This window comes from Caballeronia sp. INML1 (assembly GCF_023631085.1).
Lineage (GTDB): Bacteria > Pseudomonadota > Gammaproteobacteria > Burkholderiales > Burkholderiaceae > Caballeronia > Caballeronia turbans.
In genome coordinates this window covers 151,469-173,133 of sequence record NZ_JALQDT010000079.1, presented here as the reverse complement: position 1 = coordinate 173,133, position 21,665 = coordinate 151,469, and the positions used below count along the sequence as shown (strand labels likewise).

Annotated in this window: 21 protein-coding genes; 12 read left to right on the top strand and 9 right to left on the bottom strand. The window is 63.1% G+C overall.

Annotation, left to right across the window (positions count from 1 at the left end):
- Positions 1-639: 639 nt before the first annotated feature.
- Positions 640-1,782 carry a YihY/virulence factor BrkB family protein gene (locus NCR38_RS32480; protein ID WP_250478393.1) on the bottom strand — a complete coding sequence of 381 codons (1,143 nt, stop codon included), beginning with the start codon at positions 1,780-1,782 and terminating at the stop codon, positions 640-642.
- A 479-nt stretch (positions 1,783-2,261) separates the two neighbouring features.
- On the opposite strand from NCR38_RS32480, the gene NCR38_RS32475 reads away from it, so the two are divergent.
- Positions 2,262-2,813, top strand: coding sequence for a hypothetical protein (locus NCR38_RS32475; protein ID WP_250478392.1), 552 nt, complete (start codon positions 2,262-2,264; stop codon positions 2,811-2,813).
- A gap of 98 nt (positions 2,814-2,911) precedes the next feature.
- On the opposite strand, the gene NCR38_RS32470 is transcribed toward NCR38_RS32475, so the two are convergent.
- Positions 2,912-3,172 (bottom strand): hypothetical protein, encoded by a 261-nt coding sequence (locus NCR38_RS32470; protein WP_250478391.1) that lies wholly within the window; start codon positions 3,170-3,172, stop codon positions 2,912-2,914.
- A gap of 214 nt (positions 3,173-3,386) precedes the next feature.
- On the opposite strand from NCR38_RS32470, the gene NCR38_RS32465 reads away from it, so the two are divergent.
- Positions 3,387-4,514 carry an L-dopachrome tautomerase-related protein gene (locus NCR38_RS32465; RefSeq protein WP_086961127.1) on the top strand — a complete coding sequence of 376 codons (1,128 nt, stop codon included), beginning with the start codon at positions 3,387-3,389 and terminating at the stop codon, positions 4,512-4,514.
- A 95-nt stretch (positions 4,515-4,609) separates the two neighbouring features.
- A complete protein-coding gene (locus NCR38_RS32460) occupies positions 4,610-4,978 on the top strand; it encodes a YqjD family protein (protein WP_250478390.1) in 369 nt (122 codons plus the stop codon).
- 105 nt (positions 4,979-5,083) lie between these two features.
- On the opposite strand, the gene NCR38_RS32455 is transcribed toward NCR38_RS32460, so the two are convergent.
- Positions 5,084-5,302 (bottom strand): hypothetical protein, encoded by a 219-nt coding sequence (locus NCR38_RS32455; RefSeq protein ID WP_250478389.1) that lies wholly within the window; start codon positions 5,300-5,302, stop codon positions 5,084-5,086.
- A gap of 235 nt (positions 5,303-5,537) precedes the next feature.
- Between NCR38_RS32455 and NCR38_RS32450 the strand changes: the two genes are divergently transcribed.
- Positions 5,538-5,972, top strand: coding sequence for a hypothetical protein (locus tag NCR38_RS32450; protein ID WP_061118504.1), 435 nt, complete (start codon positions 5,538-5,540; stop codon positions 5,970-5,972).
- Between the two features lie 185 nt (positions 5,973-6,157).
- Complete coding sequence (locus tag NCR38_RS32445; RefSeq protein WP_250478388.1) at positions 6,158-6,529, top strand: YciI family protein; 372 nt, start codon at positions 6,158-6,160, stop codon at positions 6,527-6,529.
- A 227-nt stretch (positions 6,530-6,756) separates the two neighbouring features.
- Here the strand turns inward: NCR38_RS32445 and NCR38_RS32440 are convergent, their stop codons facing one another.
- From NCR38_RS32440 to NCR38_RS32430, 3 genes are all read right to left on the bottom strand, one after another.
- A complete protein-coding gene (locus tag NCR38_RS32440; RefSeq protein WP_061118502.1) occupies positions 6,757-7,347 on the bottom strand; it encodes a YSC84-related protein in 591 nt (196 codons plus the stop codon).
- Positions 7,348-7,531: 184 nt separating this feature from the next.
- On the bottom strand, positions 7,532-7,828 hold the full coding sequence (locus tag NCR38_RS32435) for a nickel-binding protein (RefSeq protein WP_250478387.1): 297 nt from the start codon (positions 7,826-7,828) through the stop codon (positions 7,532-7,534).
- 18 nt (positions 7,829-7,846) lie between these two features.
- Positions 7,847-11,470 (bottom strand): AAA family ATPase, encoded by a 3,624-nt coding sequence (locus NCR38_RS32430; RefSeq protein WP_250478386.1) that lies wholly within the window; start codon positions 11,468-11,470, stop codon positions 7,847-7,849.
- A 337-nt stretch (positions 11,471-11,807) separates the two neighbouring features.
- Here NCR38_RS32430 and NCR38_RS32425 point away from each other — a divergent pair, with 337 nt between their 5' ends.
- Positions 11,808-13,022 carry an MFS transporter gene (locus NCR38_RS32425; RefSeq protein WP_250478397.1) on the top strand — a complete coding sequence of 405 codons (1,215 nt, stop codon included), beginning with the start codon at positions 11,808-11,810 and terminating at the stop codon, positions 13,020-13,022.
- A gap of 164 nt (positions 13,023-13,186) precedes the next feature.
- Here the strand turns inward: NCR38_RS32425 and argG are convergent, their stop codons facing one another.
- Complete coding sequence (argG, locus tag NCR38_RS32420; RefSeq protein ID WP_061118500.1) at positions 13,187-14,518, bottom strand: argininosuccinate synthase; 1,332 nt, start codon at positions 14,516-14,518, stop codon at positions 13,187-13,189.
- A gap of 85 nt (positions 14,519-14,603) precedes the next feature.
- Here argG and NCR38_RS34580 point away from each other — a divergent pair, with 85 nt between their 5' ends.
- Positions 14,604-14,876, top strand: coding sequence for a GntR family transcriptional regulator (locus tag NCR38_RS34580; RefSeq protein WP_409241452.1), 273 nt, complete (start codon positions 14,604-14,606; stop codon positions 14,874-14,876).
- Between the two features lie 187 nt (positions 14,877-15,063).
- On the opposite strand, the gene hutG is transcribed toward NCR38_RS34580, so the two are convergent.
- Together hutG and NCR38_RS32410 are read right to left on the bottom strand one after the other, a co-directional pair.
- Positions 15,064-15,861 carry an N-formylglutamate deformylase gene (gene hutG / locus NCR38_RS32415; protein WP_061118499.1) on the bottom strand — a complete coding sequence of 266 codons (798 nt, stop codon included), beginning with the start codon at positions 15,859-15,861 and terminating at the stop codon, positions 15,064-15,066.
- 39 nt (positions 15,862-15,900) lie between these two features.
- On the bottom strand, positions 15,901-16,881 hold the full coding sequence (locus tag NCR38_RS32410) for a LysR family transcriptional regulator (protein ID WP_250478385.1): 981 nt from the start codon (positions 16,879-16,881) through the stop codon (positions 15,901-15,903).
- Positions 16,882-17,175: 294 nt separating this feature from the next.
- Between NCR38_RS32410 and NCR38_RS32405 the strand changes: the two genes are divergently transcribed.
- Genes NCR38_RS32405 through NCR38_RS32385 form a run of 5 tightly spaced genes read left to right on the top strand, consistent with a single transcriptional unit; the run spans position 17,176 to position 21,642 of the window.
- Entirely contained in the window at positions 17,176-17,919 is a 744-nt protein-coding gene (locus tag NCR38_RS32405; protein WP_086961093.1) for an ABC transporter permease, read from the top strand.
- Positions 17,916-19,106, top strand: a complete 1,191-nt coding sequence (locus tag NCR38_RS32400; RefSeq protein WP_086961091.1) for an ABC transporter ATP-binding protein — start codon at positions 17,916-17,918, stop codon at positions 19,104-19,106. Before NCR38_RS32405 ends, NCR38_RS32400 begins: the two co-directional genes overlap by 4 nt.
- A complete protein-coding gene (locus tag NCR38_RS32395) occupies positions 19,103-19,819 on the top strand; it encodes an ABC transporter permease (RefSeq protein ID WP_250478384.1) in 717 nt (238 codons plus the stop codon). Before NCR38_RS32400 ends, NCR38_RS32395 begins: the two co-directional genes overlap by 4 nt.
- Positions 19,820-19,842: 23 nt before the next feature.
- A complete protein-coding gene (locus tag NCR38_RS32390) occupies positions 19,843-20,766 on the top strand; it encodes a glycine betaine ABC transporter substrate-binding protein (RefSeq protein ID WP_086961087.1) in 924 nt (307 codons plus the stop codon).
- Positions 20,767-20,769: 3 nt separating this feature from the next.
- Positions 20,770-21,642, top strand: coding sequence for a nitrilase-related carbon-nitrogen hydrolase (locus NCR38_RS32385; protein ID WP_250478383.1), 873 nt, complete (start codon positions 20,770-20,772; stop codon positions 21,640-21,642).
- Positions 21,643-21,665 lie beyond the last annotated feature (23 nt).

The following is a 21,665-nucleotide window of genomic DNA, read 5'->3' as shown; positions in this document are numbered from 1 at the left end:
ATTCAACGCCTGCCCGCACGCGTTGTCCTTGCCTCACGCGCTCATGGTCGAGGGCAGGCATCGAACAAACCTAAACGATAGGGGTCAATCAGCGGCGTCTTCTGTTGAGCGCGCAGCCCGTAGGCGCCGCCCAAAGCCAGATGCGTTGCCGGATGAAAAGTCGCCGGTCGACAAAGAGAATCCGAGAGAACGATAGCCGGAGTAATGGCTTCCCGCGCGGCAGGCAATTGTCGAAGGCTGCATCGGAACTTCAAGAGCGGACCGAATTGCCAAGGGAGGCCCTGTGCTTCGTCCGAAGACATTTAATCTGAAATACACGCGCCAGCAAGGTCTACAGCGCACGTACGACGTAACGGTCACTGTCGTCCAATATGAATCGGGAATCTTCAGGTACCAGTCGTGGGTGCATTTTGCCCGGGAATTCAAGGGCAACGGTCTCGTGTTTCCATTGTGCGCGAGAACGCCCGAGCTGGCAGCAGCCGAAGCAAAAGCACGAATAGAGAGCCACATCGAGACTCTCGCTGGGCTCCATGAGTAAGCATCCTCCGCCTCGGATCGAATGCCGCGAGCAGCCTTGCAATTGATAATAGAGACGCTATCGCTTCTCTATCTGCATGCATTGCCGCGCGGAAGGCCGGATCAGGACCGTCTCCCCGTGTGATGACGATGTGCGCCCTTCGTGAACACGAAAAGGCTCGCGCCCGCCGCTGCGATTGCGAATCGACTCGGGTTCGCCTTCACTGCATCGAGCACCTTTGCGATCACCGGCAAGCCGGTCCGCGCGACGCGATGCTCGGAGTGCACCGCGGACGCGGATACGATCGCATGTGCGGCAACGGGCGCCGCTTGCGCACGGGTGTTCGCGGGCAGGTTCATCGGCGCAGCGCGAGGCGTGCGCTCCCCGTTCGATGCCTTTCCTTCGCTTTCCCCTGCCTCGCCTTCACGCGCTTCCACTCTCGTTGCAGCAGCTTCGGCGCCGAGCAGCATGACGGCGGCGGCGAAATACAGCCACATCAACAGCACGGCGAGCGAGCCGGCCGCGCCGAACGCGCTCGCCGTGCCGGCGTGTGTGAGATATAGCGCGAAGAGCTTCTTGCCGACGGAAAACAGCACCGCGGAAATGACACCGCCAACGAGGGCATCGCGCCAAGGTACGTGCCCATCAGGCAAATACTTCAATAAAGCGGCGAATGCGCACGAAAGAATCGCGAGGCCGAGCACGAACTGCACGATATCGCCGATGACGACAAGCGGCGAATCACCGAACACCCACTTGCCCGCGGCCTGCACGGCGGTGTCCATCACGAGCGACACGATCAGCAGGAACGCGACGCCCATGACAAGGCCGAACGAAATCAGCCTGACCTTGACGAGCGTCGCGACGCCCGACTTCCGTTCGTTAGGCGTCGGCCAGATGATGGAGAGCGCCGTGTTCAGCGACGAGAACGTCGCGGACGCGCCCACCGCGAGCAGCACGAACGACATCGCGGCCGCGATGCCACTGTCCCCGCTCCGATGCGCATGCGAGACGATCGTCTGCACGCTTTCTGCCGCGTCCTTCCCGAGCATGCCGCTGATCTGGTGAAAAAGCTGCCCGCGGGCGGCCTCCGCACCGAACACGAGGCCGGCGACGGCGATCACCATGACGAGCGTCGGCGCGAGCGAAAAAGCGGAATAGAACGCGATACTCGCGGCCATCGGCGCGCCGCGATCGGCGCCGAAACGTTTGAAGGTGCGTGCGGGCCATGCGAAAACCCGGCCCAAAAGCGATTTGCCGTTCATGAATGTCTCCGGTGATTCATGCGCTGGCCTTGAAGCATTGACGATGCCCGCCGCAGGAAAAAGTCGAATCGCATGGCCCGAAAACGAGTTTTCGTTCACGACAAGCGTCTGCGACACACGTATCGCGTGAAGCTGCGTTGCCTGCTCTGCGCTATCCGATGCTGCGTTCCAAGGGCCGCACCTTCACGCGCTCATCGTCCACCTGGGCGGCGGACTTGTCGCTGGCAATGCCAAATTCCCCTATGTCATTTATCGAAGGATGCCTAATTCATTTCATGCCCTCATAGCGAGCCGCGAAATCGCATCGGCGATGCAGTCTTGAATCCGCCGCGCTGGCAACCTACGATGCTTTAACAGTTGCCCTGGCTGCCGACGACGCCCGGCGCAGAGACCCGCGTGGATGAATATGCTTGCGTTCGCTGGAGGCGGCGGTCACGATAGCTTGGGCAGAAGCAAAGTCAGCGCGCAAGGAGGTTCTAATGAACTCGAGATTGTTCGTAGCCTTGCTTTTCTTCTGTTCGACCCTGTCGTTTGGCGACGATGCGGCGCGCAGCGGGCATCGGCCCGACGATCGACGCGTCCCCAAATTATTCGACGCGCAGGGCAAAGTCGTGGGGCCGATCGAGTCGTTCCGAAGTGAACCGGGAGTGTATCTCTCGATTAACGGCGCCTTGACTTTCGTACCCGTACGCCGCCAGAACACCGCTGATTATCAGCAGTACTCCGCCTCGCAATTCCAATGGTCGGATACGGGATTCGTCCCCTACACCGGTGCGAATTGCAGCGGTTCCCCTATCATTGTTTATTATGATGGACCGCGCCCGTCGATGGCCGTCAGACAGGGCACCGATGTTATCGTGTACGTCGCCGCCGATGCCTATTCCACACCCGCGGTAGCCGCTTCAGTTCGGCAAAACCCGAATTTGAGCGAGTGCACGTCCTACTCCGGGACGATACCTTCGGCGTTCACGCCCGAAAGCAGTTATCCCATCACGCAGTTCTATCCGGAACCGCTCACTATCCGATATTGAGTTATCCAGATGGCACCGTAAATTCGCGAAATCATTCGAGACTACATTCGGCGATCGAATAAACCAAGCCGGTACGCTGACACGCTTCTTCGATGCGTTCACGCGGCAAGCTGCCGATTGTGCCACTCCTGCACTGTCCACTCCGGCGATGGAAGTGGACAGTGATCGATTCGTGCCATACCGTACTGAAAGGCGAAGCGCAGCGCTTCGATTGGACAGGGAAAATCGCCAAGGACGCCGGTCGTATGCTGTATGCCATCGGGCGAGCGAATGACGAGCTTGACGGCATACATGCCGTCGTCTTCCGCGAGGCCGGGCACAAGCACCAGTTCCTTGTATCGCATTTCAGGCCATTCCATGATGCGCTTCCTGACCGAACTGACTCGGCGACTGCCACCTGCTTAATATTAGGCAGCGCGCAGACCGTTCGCCTGGTGTAAATCAAAAGGCAGTCACGGCGTGGGCACCGAGCTGAAAGAACGCTATTACGCTTCGGGCAAGCAACGGTGCCGGGCTTCGACGCATACGGCATCGGGATTGCTGAGACCCTGCATCGCCGCTTCGGAGCCCATCATGAGACCGCTCGTTTGCACCATCCTCGCCGTGAGCCTCGCCGCTTTTGCGCACGCGGGCATCGCACAGGAAACCGCCAGCCGGTCCGAGAGGCACGGCGATGGCACAAAGCTCCAGCTCATCGCGACGTTCGAGCATCAAGTCACCGGCGTCACCGTGACCCCGGACGGCCGCACGTTCGTGAACTTTCCGCGCTGGACGGAAGATGCGCCCATATCGGTCGCCGAACTCGGCAGCGCGGGCGATCTGCGGCCTTATCCCGATGTCGAATGGAATAGCTGGCGCAATGCCCGCCGCGATCAAGTCACGCCGCAGGATCATTGGGTCTGTGTGCAGTCGGTCGTCGCGGACAAGCGCGGCAATCTCTGGGTAATCGACCCGGGTGCGCCGGCCCAATCGCTCATCGTCCCGGGCGCGCCGAAGCTCGTGCAGGTCGATCTGGCGTCGAACCGCGTCGCACATGTCTATTCATTCGATGAAACGATCGCGCCGCAAGGCAGCTATCTCAACGATGTCCGCATGAGCCCAGACGGCCGGTTCGTCTACATAACCGACTCCGGTGTGCGCGGCGCGATTGTCGTGGTCGATACGACGTCCGGCGCGGCGCGGCGCGTGCTCGACGGCGATCCGAGCACGCAGGCCGACAAGAGCGTGACCGTCAAGGTCGACGGCAAGCCGCTGCAGCAGACCGACGGGCGGCGCGTGAGCTTCTCGGCGGACGGCATCGCGCTGACACCCGATGGGCGTTATCTGTACTGGCAGGCGGTAAAGGGCAAGACGCTCTATCGCATCGCGACCGATGCGCTTCAGAACACGCAATTGAGCGCGCAGCAGGTTTCGGCGCGCGTGGAAGCGGTCGGTATCGATGGCCCCGCGGACGGCCTCTGGTTCGACGAACGCGGCCGGCTTTACGTGTCGTCGGTGGAACATCACGCCATTCGCGTGCGCGATGGCGAGCGCTTTTACACCCTATTGCGCGATAAGCAACTTGTATGGCCCGACACGTTCTCGCAAGGCGCGGACGGCACGCTCTACGTCACCGATTCGCGGATCCCGGACATGAACTGGTTCGATCCGCAAAGCCCGATTGCGCTGCCGACTCGACTCTATGCGATCAGGGGGCGTTAGCAGAACGTCAGCGGCACGGCGATTGCGTTGCTGAACATGTCTCTCTTCAAGCGAGCCGCAGAATACCGAACTTCACAATGCCCAAGGAGGCAAACATGGCTGACAACGATAGCTCTCTGCAACCCGTCGACGCGCTCAAGACCGAAAAAGCCGGCAATGCCTACGAGTTTCCGACGAGCGAAAGCGTCGCTGCATCGAACGGCGATAACGAATCATCCGCAAACGGCGGAACTCACACGTTCCGCGAATCGTCGCGCTCATGGGACGCAAGCAGCAATTCCTCGGCGTCCGCGGATCTGCGTTCAGTGGCGAAGAACAAGTTTTCCGACGTGCAGGACGCCATGACCAGGAAGTACAGAGTCGCCGCGGACACGACCGACGATTTCGTGCACGACAATCCGTGGAAGGCCATCACGATGGCGGCGTTGGCCGGGTTGGTGATCGGGATGCTTGCCTCGCGTTAGTACGCATTTATCGCGTAATTAACTGAACGCGGAATTGCAGGCAAGACGGGAACGGAAAACATCGCGATACCGCTTTGACGTTGCGGAGATCGGGCGCGCCCTCGCCTAGCTGACGAAGACGACGTCGCAAGTGATCGAACTGGTGCAAGTGAAATACGCGATCCGCCCGATCCGCAACTGCAGCAAAACCTGCTCGAGCCCGTGGACCTCCCCGCCATCTTTCCGCATGCCGACGACCGTCGCGCGGCATGCTTCCATCACATCGCGCTTGATGGCCATGACGCGCCGGATGGCTCCTTGCTTGTCGGTGAAGTATCGATTCATTCGGCACACTCGCATTGTCCGGCTCTGATCGTAACGCCGCACGCCTTAAGTGAATGTTATGAAGAATACGTTTAGCGCGCGATGCTGCATGGTCCGCTGCGCTTGAACCACGCGTTGATAGGAACCTCATGAATCACTTTTGTTACAGCTCTTACCGAGGTTTATTAATGATGTTACGAAAACCTTTCTGACCTGCGGTTATACTCGGCGCCGTCTAAAACAAAACGTCCGAACAATGTCGAAGCGAATCATTCAGCTTATTGCTATTGCAGCGGTCACGGCCGCGACGTCGATCCCAGCCGTCGCTGGCGACATGAATAATGCGCTAGGCGGTGCGCTCGGCGGAGTAGCCGGGGCCGCGCTGGGCGGCGCCGTAGGAGGCAGCACGGGCGCGGTGCTCGGCGGCGCAGTGGGTGGTGGAGCGGGCGGTGCGGTCACGTCGAATCGTCGCGAACGCACGGGCGCTATCGTCGGCGGCGCGCTGGGCGGCGGTGCGGGCACGGCCGCAGGCAATGCCATGGGCGGTCCCGGCGGCGGCCTGATCGGCGCTGCGCTGGGCGGCGGCGCTGGTGCCGCGCTGGGCGGCAATGTTTCTCGATCGAATTCGTATGGGGACGACTACAGCCGTGGTCATCGCGGCAAGCATCACAAACGTCATCGTCATGATTGAGGAATGAGTCCACGCGGGGCGTGGTGGCCATGATGTCGCGTACATGATCGCCACGTGCTCCGTGCGGTGTCGTATTTCGGACCAAAAGCGGACAGGCTGGCGAGACGGGCTAAAAACTAGCTGGAGCATTGTCGATTTCCGATCATCACATTCGTCGTCACTGAACTCCATCCAAAGGATCTCCGATGAAATACCTCGGCTTGGCCTACTTCGCCCCTGAAAAATTCGCCGCGATGGCTCCAGACGACATCAAGGAATTGGTGAGCCAATGCCCGGCATTGGACGAGAAGATGCGCGCTACCGGCAAGGTTCTGATTTCCGCCTCGCTTGGCGATCTGGACAAGTGGAGAACGCTTCGCCCGCGCGCTGGACAGACGCGCGTCACCGATGGGCCCTACACCGAGTCGAAGGAAGTCGTCGGAGGCCTGTTCATTATCGAGGCGGATAGCCCTGACGAGGCGTTGCGCATCGCGTCCATGCACCCGGCTGCCACACTTGGCGAAGAAGGCGGATGGGCTGTGGAGCTTATCCCCTTGGATTTCTATCTGGCCCAATGAAGATTTGGACGCCTTTCTCCAGAAGGCGTTAGCGTTCTCTTCACCACAGACACCTTCACCGCGGCGGGGGTCATCGCGGCGATGTCCGCTGCTCTCTTTTTTGTCGAGGACCGATGAGCGCAAGCGCTCCGTTCACGAGGCAAATCAAAACCGGTGAAGAGTTTCGCGCAACGGATGCGGCGCAACCACAGGTTACGCCACATGCCGCCGCAGCCTGCGCAATGCGCTCACTCGGTCAGCCGCGATATCTTCGTGCCCTGAAGCGAGGCGTCGGCCATCAGGCCGGCGTTGGTCAGCACGAACACCTGGACCGGCTTGCTTGCGGTGGTCGTGTCGACCATGCCGTTCGCGCCCATTCTGACGAGTGCCACGGACGCGTCCGCACCGGCCGACCAGCCGTCGGAGTTGCGGAATTTGCTGAGCGCGTCCTGCGTCATGAACAAAAAGATGAGCGCCTTCGATTGCGCGCCCGCCTGCAGGCCGAGCGAGCCCGAAGTGGTGCTGTAATAGCCTACGGTACGACCGCCCACGCGCAGTGAGCCTTTGCCATACTGCGCGCCGACGACGAAGCCGGCCTGGAGCACGGACGGGAATACGAGTACGCCGCTCGCTTTAGCGACCAGTTCGCGCGAGCCGCCTACCGTGGAATAGAGACGCTGCAAGGTGCCATCGACGTCGGCATCGATGGAGCGGCGCAGATCAGCGGCGCCCGCAGCCTGTTCGGCTCCTGTGTTTCTGTTCGTCGTGCAGCCGGCGAGCGCGAGGCCGCCCAGCGCCAGGACGGCGGTCGACTTGAGCACGAAGTTCCGTCTTTGCATGGTTGTTCTCCGTCGTGGAATTCGGGAAACCGCATAGATCTGGAGCGAGAGGCACGTTGAGTTATAGCACAGCATAGGGCGATGGGAGTTTCGCAAGGCGAAAGCGAGTTCTCTTCATCCGGACCTTCAGGCTGCCACGGTAATGCTGGTCAGCGCCGCGCCCGACAAAGCTCTTGCCGAGGAATCAACTGAACATTTCCGGTCGCAAATCGCTTACCTCGACGATCACGTCGGCTGGAAGATTCGCTCGGCGTGCCGCGGCGCGGATGGCATCGACACTGGGTGCTTCATATAAGCAATAGGTCTTTTTCTTGTCCGCGCTCAGAAACGAAAAAAGCCACTCGACACCTTCCTCGTCGTTGATTCGCTTTACGGTCGCCGCGCTGTCGTTCGTGACGTCGAGTTGCTCCGCAAAATTACGTTCGATCATGAAACGTGGCATGACATCCTCCTCGGGTATCGACAGCACATCGCACATCATCTTGCGCGTTAGCCTGTGCTAGTTCCTGGTCCTTGCGCAAATCTGCCCTCCTCCGATGCGCTCGATGAGCGCGAACATCTTGAGTCGCCTCGCTTCGGCCGCCGCCATCGAAAGCAGATCTTGCGCTCGTGCTCTGTCTTCAACGCGATTGCGCGCCACCAGCATGAGCGCGTATTCGTACCGGCTATGCGCGAGCCAGGGCCACGCACGCAAGCGTTCGTCCAGGTGAAGGGCGTATTCGAAATGCTGTTCGGCCGCTGCCCAGTTGCCAAGCGCGTGCGCGAGCATCCCGAGAAACCTTGCCGTAGATCCGCAGCAAAGGGTAAAGACAGGAACCGTGACGGCCTGATCCCGAAATGGCAGAAGAAGGGAGTAGATCTGTTCGGCATGCTTGACGTCCCGCAGGCGCGCGGCAACCTCCGCCAGATACGCCAGGGTGACTAGCCGCTTGCTGTCCACGGGAATGCTGTGCTCCGATTCCGCAAGCCGCTCGAGATTGTCGCGGGCCTGGGCTTCGAACCCGAGATCGCTGCAGATCAACATGAATCCCGGCCGCCATGTTGCATCCTCGGAATGCGCGTCGACAAAGCGCTTGAAGATCGGCGCCACCTCGGCGAGTCTGCCCTGCTCGCGGCGAACCGAGAACATCTGCATGCCATAGACGCCCGTTGCGAGATTCGCGTCGGCGCTCTGCGCCATCCGCAGGGAGTCGCGCGTCTTGTGCTCCGCCTCGGCAAAGTCGCCAACGAGTATGGCCCGCATTGCCTGTGCCCCCGTCACGCACCACTTGTCGACGAAATGCTGCCCGCTTGCGGCAATCTGCCGATACCGTTCCAGCGCGCTCTCGAATCGGTCGGCGTCGCCGATCTCCAGGTAGCCAGCCAGACATCGGGCGCACGCGTGACCGATGGTGTGCGCATCGCCGAGTTCTTCCGCGATCTGCCTCAACTCCAGCAACACACTTTCACGCTCCGCAAACCTGTCCGCCGACAGCGGCAGAGCACCGACATGCATCACCTCGCAGGCCAATGCGTCGAAGAGACTCGGCAGATCGTTCAGGCGTCGCGCGAGGGCAACGGCCTTCCGGGAAAATTCGCTGCTCTGCTCCCGAGCGCCTGTCATATGAACAGTGCGGACGAGCCGGCTCAACAGGCGGCAGCGCATGACCGATTCCTCGGTCCCGGTGAGGGCGAGCGCCTCCTCGAGCAATGAAAGCGAAGCATCGCCGGAGCCTTCGAGGAACGTCTCCGCGGTGTCGAATTCCAGCGCTGCCTGCACGAGATACGACGTGGATTTCTGGTCGCGGGCGATTCGCGCGGCCTCGCGGAAAGTCGCGATCGCCTCGCGTTGGGCCAGGCGCAGTTCCGCCCTGCCTCTCGTCAGCAGCATGGGCAGCAGGCGCGCGGCCCGCTCGGGCTCACTATAGTGGCATCGCTCGACCAGTTCGAGTCCGCGCCGCACATGGGCGATGGCCTCCTCGTAGGCGGCGCCTGCGAGCGCGTGTTCGCCGGCACGCTGCCAATAGCCGATCGCGCGTTCCGGCAGGTCGGCCGCAGCGAAGTTCTGCGCAATCAATTCGGGTTGCCGCTCGACGATGTCCGGATAATGTTCCTCCAGGGCGGCGGCGATTCGAGCGTGGAAATGCCGCCGGCGCGCAAGCAGAAGCGATTGATAAGCAATCTCCTGGATCAACGCATGCCGGAACACGTAGGCATCGCCGTCAGCGGGTTTGCCCGGAGCGGGAACGATGATTTCGGCGGCAATCAGGCGATCGAGCGTTCGCTGCAGTTCAATCTCCGACCTGGACGCGATCAGACCCAGCAGCTTCCTGCCGAACTCCCGTCCCACCGTGGCGGCAATCTGGGCGGTCTCCTTGACGCTCGCCTCCAGCCGGTCAAGCCGCGAGAGCAGCGAGCCCTGCAGCGTGTCCGGAATCGCGATCGTCTGCGGCGTGCCCTTCAACTCGTAACTGATGCCGGCATCCCGCAACAGGTCGCCCTGGAGAACGGCCTTGGTCAGTTCTTCCACGAAGAGCGGCACGCCGTCCGTCTTCGAGACGATCTGATCGAGAACGAGATCGGGAAGCCGCTTGCCGCCCGTCAGCCGCTCGATCATCGCCGCGCAGTCGCGGCGCGACAGCCGGTCGAGATTCAGTTGCACGAGATGCGGAAAAGTCCATCCCGCCTCAAATTCGGGCCTCGCCGTGAGCAGCACGAGCAGCCTCGCGGAGATCAGCCGTTCGAGCACGAGCCGGATAAATTCAAGCGATGATGGATCGATCCAGTGCGCGTCCTCGACAACGAGGAGCACTGGCTGCGCGCGCGTCGATGTTTCGAGAATGCCGACAAGAACGTCGAGCGTCCGGCGTTTGAAGGACGGAGAAGAAGTGTCGACTGTCGGATGCGACGCGTCCGTCGGAATTCCGATCAGGCTCGCCAGAACCAGAAGCGTCTCGTCGACATCCGCTCCGAGTTTCAGGATTCCGGCCTTCAGCCGCTCACGATCCGACGCATCCGCCACGCTCAGACCGACGCCAAACGTGCGCTGGAGCCAGCGAAGGACCGGCCAAAAAGGGCTATCGCGATCATACGCAGAGCAGTGAAGCGAGACTGTCGCGTGCGACTCTTCACCGATGCTGTCGCAGACCGCGCGCAGCACGCGGGATTTCCCGATTCCCGGCTCGCCGATCAAAAGCACGCAGCGCATTTCGCCTTCGACGCTCTGCTTCCAGCGCTGCAAGATCAGTTCGAGTTCCGCGGCCCGGCCGATGAGCGGCGTCATGCCGCGGGCCGCCCTGAGTTCAAAACGGTCGATCGCATCGGCCGGCGCCAGAACGCGCTGGACTCGGACCGGACCGGTGACCCCTTTCAAGTCCCGGTAACCGAGGTCTTCGAGCTTGAACGATCCCTCGATCAGATGTTGTGCCCTCGGCCCCACGACGATTGCATCGGGCGGAGCGAGCGCCTGCAGCCGTGCCGCGATGTTGGGCGCCTCGCCGACGATCGCCTGGTGATCCAGCGAAGATCCCGCGCCGATCGCGCCAGCGACGACAAGTCCCGTTTCGATTCCGATCCGCACCCGCAGACGCAGCCCATACTCGGCCTCGACGTTATCGTTCACCTCGCGAAGCGCCGCTACGGCGGCGAGCGCGGCGAGTACTGCGCGCGTGGCGTCGTCTTCGTGCGCGTGGGGATAGCCGAAATAGACGAGCAGGCCATCGCCGATATACAGCGCGATATGGCCTTCGCGAGCTTCGATCGCGCGTGCACAGGCTTGGTGATAGACGCCCAGGAGGCGCCGCATATCCTCTGGATCGAATCGCTCGCCCAGCGATGTCGAGTCGATGAGATCGACGAACATGACCGTGACTTGCCGCCTCTCGGCCTCGGTGGACTCACGTGTGCGCGGCGAAGCTGAGTCCGCTCGTTCCTTCGCCCGCTTCGGCGCATTCGCGTGGGCTTCGCTCAGGCCCGCAAGCCCTATCGCAAACCGCTTGCGGTCACCGAGCCCGAGGCCGAGTTCCTTCAGGTCGCACTCGGAAAGGTCCCCAAGCACATCCCAGTCAATTCCTTGCGAAATGAACTTCGCAGCGTGAGCGCCGAGGCCAATCCGCGTCAACCATGTCGCCAGATCGTCGGTCATCGCAGAATCTCTGCTATTTCTCCAATGTCATCATCCCCGTGGCAGCGCGACTTGTCACGCGCCTTTGCCCATCCCGGTAATGCCGCATCGCCGTGGGGCGGCGGGACTTCTTGAAGTATGTGGATAAACCGCGCACCCGATTCTGCTGTAATCGCGGATATCACCTTGAAACACCGTGCTTGGGGTTCCTCTCATCTCGTTTCGTATGAGTGCCTCGGCCTGCCCTTTGATCCGGCGAACGCGGGCCATTAGCCGCGCCTCATCCTTCGATGTATGCGTGCACGATATTGCGTATAACGTAAGGGGTGAGTGTCACTTCCAGCTGAACCCCTGTTGCATGCCAAGAATAAAAAGCCGACAAAGACCAGGCGTTCTTCACCAGATCCCTCGCAGCGTCTGGGTGCTCGGATGCGTCAGCCTGCTCATGGACGTCTCGTCGGAGATCATCCATAGCCTTCTGCCAATGTTCATGATGGCGAGCCTCGGCGCGAGTGCCACGACGATTGGCGTCATCGAAGGCATCGCGGAGGCAACGGCGCCTGTCGTCAAGGTGTTCTCCGGCGCGCTGAGCGACTATCTCCGGAATCGCAAATGGCTCGCCGTCGCGGGCTATGGGCTCGGGGCACTGAGCAAGCCTCTGTTCGCAGTAGCGCCGACGATCGGCGTCGTCGTGGGCGCGCGCGTCATGGATCGAGTAGGGAAAGGCATCAGAGGGGCGCCACGGGACGCGCTCGTGGCTGACGTGACGCCGCCGCATCTGCGCGGCGCTGCGTACGGTTTGCGTCAGTCTCTCGATACCGTCGGTGCATTCCTCGGCCCGCTGCTCGCCGTCTGGATCATGCTCGCCTGGTCGGACAACTATCGCCTCGCATTCTGGATCGCGGTCATACCGGGAGTGCTTGCGGTCGCACTGCTCGCATTCGGCATCAAGGAGCCCGAGCACGCGCCTGGCACCAAAGGCGCCAAAGCCACCAATCCGATCCGCTGGCAGAAGCTCGTCGAACTAGGCAGCGGCTATTGGTGGGTCGTCGCCATCGGTGCGGTGTTCTCACTGGCGCGCTTCAGCGAGGCGTTTCTGGTTCTCCGTGCGATGGGAAGCGGCGTGCAAGTGGCGCTCGTTCCGCTCGTCATGGTCGCGATGAATGTCGTGTACGCGATTTGTGCCTATCCGTTCGGCAAGCTCGCGGATAGAGTCAGCCATACGCGTCTGCTGATCGGTGGCCTTCTCGTGCTTTGCGCCGCTGACATCATGCTCGCGCAGAGTGCGCATTGGGGCTTCGTGCTTGCGGGCGTCGTCCTATGGGGGATGCATATGGGCATGACACAGGGTCTCCTCGCGACCATGGTTGCACACGCTGCGCCGGCTGACTCGCGCGGCACGGCGTTCGGCTTCTTCAACCTGTTTAGCGGGGGCGTTACCTTGCTGTCCAGCATTCTCGCTGGAGCGATATGGGATCGGGTGAGTGCAGCAGCGACGTTCTATGTCGGTGCGGGGTTTTGCGTCGCGACCATCCTGCTACTTTCTTCAGTTCACCAACGCCGGCGTCGCTGAATCGCTGCGCGACGCCCGCAAGCTCGCAACTTGCGGCACAGTGCGAGCCCGTCTATACGAAGCAGAGGCAGGCACGAACTCGGCGGGCACAAAAAAACGGCCACCGGTGCGAAGACCGATGGCCGCTCGTGTACTTCAGCGAAACCGCGAAGAAACCTTGAACGTTATTCTTCGCTCTTCAACTGCGGCAGCGCCGAAGCTTCTCCCGGCGTCAGCAAACCGACCTCGGAGTAGATTCGCAGCTTGTCGCGCGTATCGGTGATGTCGAGGTTGCGCATGGTCAGCTGGCCGATGCGGTCGCGCGGCGAGAACGTCGAAGCGACCTTTTCCATCGACAGGCGCTCCGGCTGATACGTGAGGTTCGGCGACTTCGTGCTGATGATCGAGTAATCGTTCCCGCGACGCAGTTCGACGGTCACTTCACCCGTGATGGCGCGCGCGACCCAGCGCTGCGCCGTCTCGCGCAGCATGATGGCCTGCGGGTCGAACCAGCGGCCCTGATACAGCAGGCGGCCCAGACGACGCCCGTTCTCGCGATACTGCTCGATGGTGTCTTCGTTATGGATGCCGGTCACGAGCCGCTCGTACGCGATATACAGCAGCGCGAGCCCGGGCGCCTCGTAAATCCCGCGGCTCTTCGCTTCGATGATGCGGTTCTCGATCTGATCGCTCATGCCGAGACCATGACGCCCGCCGATGCGGTTCGCCTCCAGCAGCAGCTCGACCGCGTTCGGGAACGTCTTGCCGTTGAGCGCGACCGGCTGGCCCTCCTCGAAGCGGATCGTGACTTCTTCGCGGTCGACCTTCACGTCGTCACGCCAGAACGCGACGCCCATGATCGGATTCACGATGCGGATGCCGCTTTCCAGGCTTTCGAGGTCCTTCGCTTCGTGCGTCGCGCCGAGCAGGTTCGAATCCGTCGAATAGGCCTTTTCCGCCGACATCTTGTAGGCGAAGCCCGACTGGCGCATGAACTCAGACATCTCCGCGCGGCCGCCGAGTTCGTCGATGAACTGCTGGTCGAGCCACGGCTTGTAGATCTTCAGATCCGGATTCACGAGCAGACCGTAGCGGTAGAAACGCTCGATGTCGTTGCCCTTGTAGGTGCTGCCGTCGCCCCAGATGTTGACGCCGTCTTCCTTCATCGCGGCGACGAGCATCGTGCCCGTGACGGCGCGGCCGAGCGGCGTCGTGTTGAAGTAGGTGACGCCCGCCGTCGATACATGGAACGCGCCGCTTTGCAGCGCGGCAATGCCTTCCGCGACAAGTTGCGCGCGGCAGTCGATCAGGCGCGCGCCCGCTGCGCCGTATTCGGTCGCGCGGCGCGGGATCGAATCGTAGTCGTCCTCGTCGGGCTGGCCGAGGTTCGCGGTGTAGGCGTAGGGCACGGCGCCTTTCTTCTTCATCCAGTGAAGCGCGGCGCTGGTGTCGAGACCGCCGGAGAACGCGATGCCGACCTTCTGGCCGACCGGAAGATTTTCGAGAATTGTGCTCATGAGCAATACCGTCTAATCGATTAATGGAAAACTGGTCGGACTATCGAGTCCGCGATGGCCGGACAAATGACAAGCGTAACCGGAAATGGCGGCACGCTTCGCCCCGGCGTGTCGGGGCGGCTGCCGCCCGGTTCGCGGCTGGAGGAAACCGAGCTTTTCCGAGCGCTTCGCATGCTCGCGCACGCCGGTCCGCGAGGCGCTGCGGCAGCTCGCATCGGAGGCGCCGATCACGCTGCGTCCCCGCCAGCCCGCAATGCGATCTCGCTCTCGAGCGTCGTCAGAATCTCGTCGCTCGCGTGGTCACGTGTATCTCCAGAGCCCATTGCCTGTATTTCTTGCGGGCTCGATTGTCGCATGAATCGATGCGTTCACCGCCGCAGACAGCATGCCGGGCTATCTGACGAAAGTGCGTCCATATCGTCGATGTCATCGCGACCATCACGCTCATTCCGAGCCGAGGGCGCGGAGCTCGAATAGTTCGCGCCCCGCCGTGATCGGCTCCGCTGGCGGAGTCGGCGCGCTATCCCGAACGGCCCGCCGACGCCTCAGGACAACGCCACGACAGCGTCGAGCGCGCCGCCGACCATATCGCGCAAAGTCGGCTGGATCGCTTCGGCTTTTGCCGGCAGGTAATCGAACGGGGGTGCTTCGTCCATGTAGGCGGACTGGCACATCTCCAGTTGCACGGCGTGAATCCCGTCCTGCGGCGCCGCATAGTTCCGCGTGATGAAGCCGCCTTTGAAACGTCCGTTCGCGATCCATGAGTAATCGCTCCGCGCGGCCGCATCCGTCACGGCTTTCATCACCGATGCCGCCGCCGTGCGGCCATCCTGCGTGCCGATGTTCAGGTCCGGCAGCTTGCCGTCGAACAGACGAGGCAACACGCTCGCAATCGAATGCGCTTCCCACAGCAGCACATTGGCGTGCCGCTCGCGAAGGCGCGCAAGCTCGACGACGATCCTGTCGTGATACGGCTTCCAGTACTTCGCGACGCGACGTTGTTTTTCGGCGGCATCGGGTACGCAGCCTTCGCGGTACACCGGCTCGCCACGGAACGTCAGATCGGGGCACAGGCCGGTCGTCGTCTGCCCTGGATAAAGGCTTTCATCGGACGAAGGCCGGTTGAGATCGATCACATAGCGCGACATGCGTGCGCCGAGGATCGTTGCGCCGAGCTGCTGCGCGAACGCATAGAGCCGGTCGAGGTGCCAGTCGGTGTCGGCAACCGTCAGCGCGATATCCGTGTACCGGTCGCGCAGATCGTCGGGGATGATCGTGCCGAGGTGCGGGATCGAGAGCAGCAGCGGCCCATCGCCGCGTTCGAGCGTGTAGAGATCGTCCATTGAATGATGTCGATTGTGAAGTGGTTTGCGACAAGGAAGTCATAACAGCGCATCGTCCGGCAGCGTCGGCACGGCGCGCGTGAGTGCGGGACGAATCAGGTGATCGAGCACGCGGCGCGTGAGCGTGACGGTTTCATCGACGAAATCGTCCCATTCCCCTTGCCGATGCAGCACGAAAAACTCGCGTCGCGCGAGACGTCCTTCGGGCAGCGGCAATACGGCGATCTCGTGGAGATAATGCCGCGCCTGCCAGAGACACAAGGGCGTCGAAACGGCGAAACCGAGTTTCGCGCTGACGAGGCTCAGCAGCGGATCGGTTGCGTCGAATTCGAAACGGCGCGGGCTTTCGATGCCGAGATGCCGCGCGAAGCGATCGACCTGCTGGCCGATGACGGAGCGCGCGGTATAGCGGATCAGCGGCAGCTCATCGGCGAGCGTGCGCCACGCCGACGCATCGTGTCGAAGCGGCTCGCGCTCTTCGAGCCAGCGGCGCGATACCACGGCCACGAACGCCTCCGAAAACAACGGCACTTCGACGATGCGCGCGTCATTCAACGCGGTCTGCGTGCAGACGACGACATCGACTTCGCGCGCGTGCATCTGCGCCGACAGGCCGGGCGTCAAACCCGACCATAACGAGATCTGCCGCGCCGAGCCGGACATCGCGCGGATCAGTTCAGGGCCGACCGTTGCCGCGAAGGAATCGACACAGCCGAGCCGCAACGGCAACGCGCCCTCAAGCGACGCATCGCCGATGCGCGCGCTCACCATCTGCGCGTGATCGAGCAGCGGACCCGCGAGTTCGAGCAGCGCGCGCCCGGCGCGATTCGGACGCGGCGGACGGCTGTCGCGATCGAACAGCGCCGTGCCCTGCTCGCGTTCGAGCGTTGCAATCGACTGGCTCACCGCGCTTTGGCTCAAACCAAGGCGGCGTGCAGCCGCGGTCATCGAGCCGGTCTCGCAAACGGCGACGAAAGCCTGCAGCGCGCGCAGGTCAAGCGGTGATGGGGTGCGTCTCATCGAGACTCCGTGATGCTGCCTGGTGCATTGGATCTGGAAACCGCGGCGCGGCGCGGCGCTCATCATGCGCCTTTCAGGGGATGGCCCTGGCGTCATCAGCAAACCGCCGATGACGACCATCAGTTTGTCTTATGCTAAATATTCGCACGTCACGATCCACGATGCGCGGGCGTCGTGTGCGTTCGCACAGGCCGAGTCGGATTGGTGACAGTAGATGTCGAGTTTGTGTCGGTCCAGCCGATTTTGGCCCGTTACATTCGACCAACGCTGGCATCGGTGCGCGGGAGGGCCGCAGTGGATACACTGGTTTTCATCTGGAATAACGCGGCATCGATCGGGCATATGCTCGTCGATCACATGCTGCTCGTGCTGGCCGGGGTCGGCTGCGCGATCGTGACGGGCGTCGCGCTCGGCATCGTCATCACGCTCGATGAGCGGCTCGCCCGCGTCGTGCTGTACACCGCCGCGATGCTGATGACGATTCCATCCATCGCGCTTTTCGGCCTGCTGATTCCGGTGCTGTCGCTGATCGGCCAGGGCATCGGCTTTCTGCCCGCCGCCATCGCGCTATTTCTCTATTCCCAGTTGCCCATCCTGCGCAACACCTACGCCGCGATCCGCAACCTCGACCCCGCTCTGCGCGAAGCCGCGCTCGGCATGGGGATGACGCCGTGGCAGCGGCTGTATCGCGTCGAAATGCCGATCGCCGTGCCGATCATCATGGCGGGCGTGCGCATGGCCGTGGTGATGAACATCGGCATCGCGGCGATCGCGACGTATATCGGCGCGGGCGGGCTCGGGCGGCTCATCAGCCGCGGCATCTCGCAGTCGGACCCGCGCCAGCTCGTAGCGGGCGCGGTGATCGTCGCGCTGCTCGCGATCCTCGCCGATCTGGGCCTCGCCGCCCTGCAATGGCGTCTCACACCGGAAGGCATGCGCCCGCGCCGGGTGCGCTTCCTCTGGCGGCGCGGTGGGCTGCAGCCGCCGCTCGCGGCGCCTCTCGTCAATGCGGCAGCCACCCCGGCGGAGGGACGATGATCGAGCTTCGAAACCTGACCAAGCGCTTTGCGTTGCGCGGCGCAAAGCCGGTCGTCGACGACATCTCGATGACGGTGGAAGAAGGCGAACTGTGCGTGCTGCTCGGGCCGTCCGGCTGCGGCAAGACCACGACGCTCAAGATGATCAACCGGCTCGTGCAGCCGACGTCGGGCCAGATCCTGATCGGCGGTGTCGATACGGCCGGCTTCGACATCGTCGAGCTGCGGCGGCGCATCGGCTATGCGATCCAGCAGGTCGGCCTCTTCCCGAACATGACGGTGGCGGAAAACATCGCGCTCGTGCCGCAGATGCTCGGCTGGGACAAGGCGCGCATCCGCGAGCGCACGGAAACACTGCTGGCGATGGTATCGCTCGATCCGGCGACCTTCATGCCGTGCTATCCGCGCGATCTGTCAGGCGGACAGCAGCAGCGCGTCGGCGTGGCGCGGGCGCTCGCCGCCGATCCGCCGGTGATGCTGATGGACGAGCCGTTCGGCGCGATCGATCCGATCAACCGCACGTCGATTCAGGACGAATTCCGCCACATCCAGAAGAGCCTGAGAAAGACCGTGATGTTCGTGAGCCACGACATCGACGAGGCGATGAAGATGGGCGACAAGGTGGCCATCTTTCGCGACGGCAAGATAGAGCAGATGGCGAGCCCGGACGAGCTGCTGGCGCGCCCGGCAAGCGCGTTCGTCGCGGATTTCGTCGGCGCCGACCGCGCATTGAAGCGCCTTCGCCTGATGCGCGCAGCCGATGCGGCGCTGGAACCGGCACGCGTCGCGCGTTTAGGCTTTTCGAGCGCGGATGCGCGTGCGCTGCTGCGCGATCACCTGGCCGACACGCTCGTCGTGCTCGATGCGCAAGACAAGCCCGTGGGTCATATCGGTTCGATGGAACTCGCCGCTGGCGGTGCCACGCTCGAAGCCGCGCAACTGCGCCCGCTGCCTGCCCTGGCACGTGCGACCGACGACCTGCGCTCCGTTATGTCGATGCTGCTCGCGCACGGCGCGACGTGGCTGCCGGGCGTCGATGCCGACGGGCGCTTCATCGGTTATGTGACGCACGAACGCATCGCGCTGATGGCGCGCGCGGCGTGCGCGTCGGGCGAGGCGTCGCCGCATGTTCCCGCTGCCACGCCCGATGCGCCCGAACCCGCGCTCGTGCTCGGAGGTGCGCGATGAACGGACGCGCCGCCCGCATCGCTACCGGCTCGCTGACGGCAGTGCTCAGCGCATCGGCGCATGCGGACAACTGGTTCGCGTCGATCGGCCAGTATCGCGCGGACATCGTGTATCAGGCCGGCCAGCAAATGCTGATGGTGCTGATCGCAGGCGTTGCGGCGATCGTCGTCGCGGTGCCGGTCGGCATCTGGCTGAGCCGCCCGGCGAACGGCCGCGCCGCACAGTTGGTGATGTTCGCGCTCAACGCAGGTCAGGCAGTGCCGAAACTCGCGATTCTCGCGCTCGCGATGAGCGCGTTCGGCATCGGCGCGAAGCCCGCGATTCTCGCGCTGTGGCTCGCCACGCTGCTGCCCATCGCGATGAACACCTACGAAGGCATCCGCGCCGTGCCGCCCGCGCTGATCGAAGCGGCCAACGGCATCGGCATGACGCAATGGCAGATTCTCCGCAAGGTCGAACTGCCCAACGCGATGTTCGTGATCCTCGCGGGCGTACGCACCGCGCTCGCGATCACCGTGGGCACCGCGCCGCTGGCGTTTCTCGTCGGCGGCGGCGGACTCGGCGAACTTATCTTTACCGGCATCGACCTGAATGATTTTTCGATGTTGCTTGCCGGCGCCATCCCGACCGCCCTGCTCGCGGTCGCCACCGATCTGTTCGTCGCGCAGCTTCAGCACTGGCTGGTGCCGCGCGGCGTCAGTCCTCAACGTTGATCCTTCTCGGGGAACCGAAGCCCATGTTCAAGCCGCTATTGTCACGCAAGCTGTGGTCGCGCCTGCTCGGCGCATCTTTGTTCACGCTCGCCGTCGGCGCGCTGGGCGTCGGTCAGTCCGCGCGGGCTGCATCGACCATAACCGTCGGCGGGAAAAACTTCACCGAGCAGGTGCTGCTCGCGGAGATGACCACGCAACTGCTGCAGGCGAAGGGCTTCACGGTCGTGAAGAAGGACGGCATGGGCAGCACGGTGCTGCGTCAGGCGCAGGAGAACGGACAAGTGGACGTGTACTGGGAATACACCGGCACGTCGCTGATCACCTATAACAAGGTGACCGACAAGCTCGATCCGCAGCAGACCTATGCGCGCGTGAAGGAACTCGACGCGCAGAAGGGTCTCGTCTGGCTCGATCCGTCGAAGGCGAACGATACGTACGGCCTCGCGATGAACCGTGACGTCGCGCAAAAACTCGGCATCGCCACGCTCAGCGATCTCGCGAAGGTGCTCAACGGCGGCAAGGAGCTGACCTTCGCGTGCAATTCCGAGTTCTACGCGCGGCCCGACGGTCTGCGTCCGCTCGAGAAGGAATATGGCTTCCACTTCGGGCCGGCGCAGATCAAGCGGATGGATTCGGGCCTCACGTATCAGGCGCTGAAGGATCGTCAGGTCGATACCGCGCTCGTCTTCACGACCGATGGCCGCGTGCCCGCGTTCGACTTCATCGTGCTGCGCGACGACAAGAACTTCTTCCCGGCGTATGCGCTGACGCCGGTCGCGCGCAAGGCGACACTCGACGCCAACCCGAATCTCGCGGGCGTCCTGAACGCGCTGTCCGCCAAGCTCGACGACGCAACGATGGCGCGCCTGAACGCCGAGGTCGACGTCCAGAAGAAGTCGCTCGGCGACGTATCGAGCGCGTTCCTCAAGTCGGCCGGCCTGCTCTGATCCATGCGCGCGACGGAACCCTTGCTCGTCGCGGCCGCGCAGGTCGAGACGGTCGTCGGCGATCTCGCGGCGAATGCCGCGGCGCATCGGCGGGTGATCGAAGAAGCCGCGGCGCGCGGCGTGCGTTTGCTCGTGTTTCCCGAGTTGTCGCTCGTGGGGCATGGCGCGGGTGAGCACGCGCTGAAGCTCGCCATCACGCGCGACGACGAGACGCTGCTCGAACTCGCGCGCTGCTGTACGTCGCTGTGCGCCGTGGTCGGTTTCATCGAGGAGGCGCCGGGCGCGTCGTTCTACAACAGCGTCGCGACGCTACATGCGGGGCGCGTGGTGCAGGTGCATCGGAAGATCGCGCTGGCGACCTACGGAAAGCTCGACGACGGCAAGTTCTACGGACACGGCGAGTGCCTCGACCAGTTCCCGATGCCGGACGATCCGCGCTGGCGCGTCGCGACGCCGATCTGCGCCGACCTGTGGAGCCCCGCGCTGATGCATCGCCTGGCGCGCGACGGCGCGACCTTGTGCGCCGCGCCGGTCAGTTCGGCCGTCGAAGCCGTCGGCACCGAATTCGACAACCCGCGCGGCTGGGACACCGTGTTGCGGGCTCACGCGCTCGTCTATGGCCTGCCGATCGTGTTCGCCAATCGCGTCGGACGGGAAGGCACGCTGCAATTCTGGGGCGGCTCGCGCATCGTCGGCCCGCGTGGCGAGATCCTCGCGCAGAGCGAGTCGGCACGCGAGGAGCTCGTGATCGCGGCGCTCGACTACGGCGCCGTGCGCAACGCGCGTTTCGACCTGCCGACGGTGCGCGACGCCCGCGCCATCGACACGATTCTGGCGCAGCGCGGGTCCGGAAACGACATCGTGTCGGTTTCGTGATCGGGTTGGTCGTCTGTCTGTGC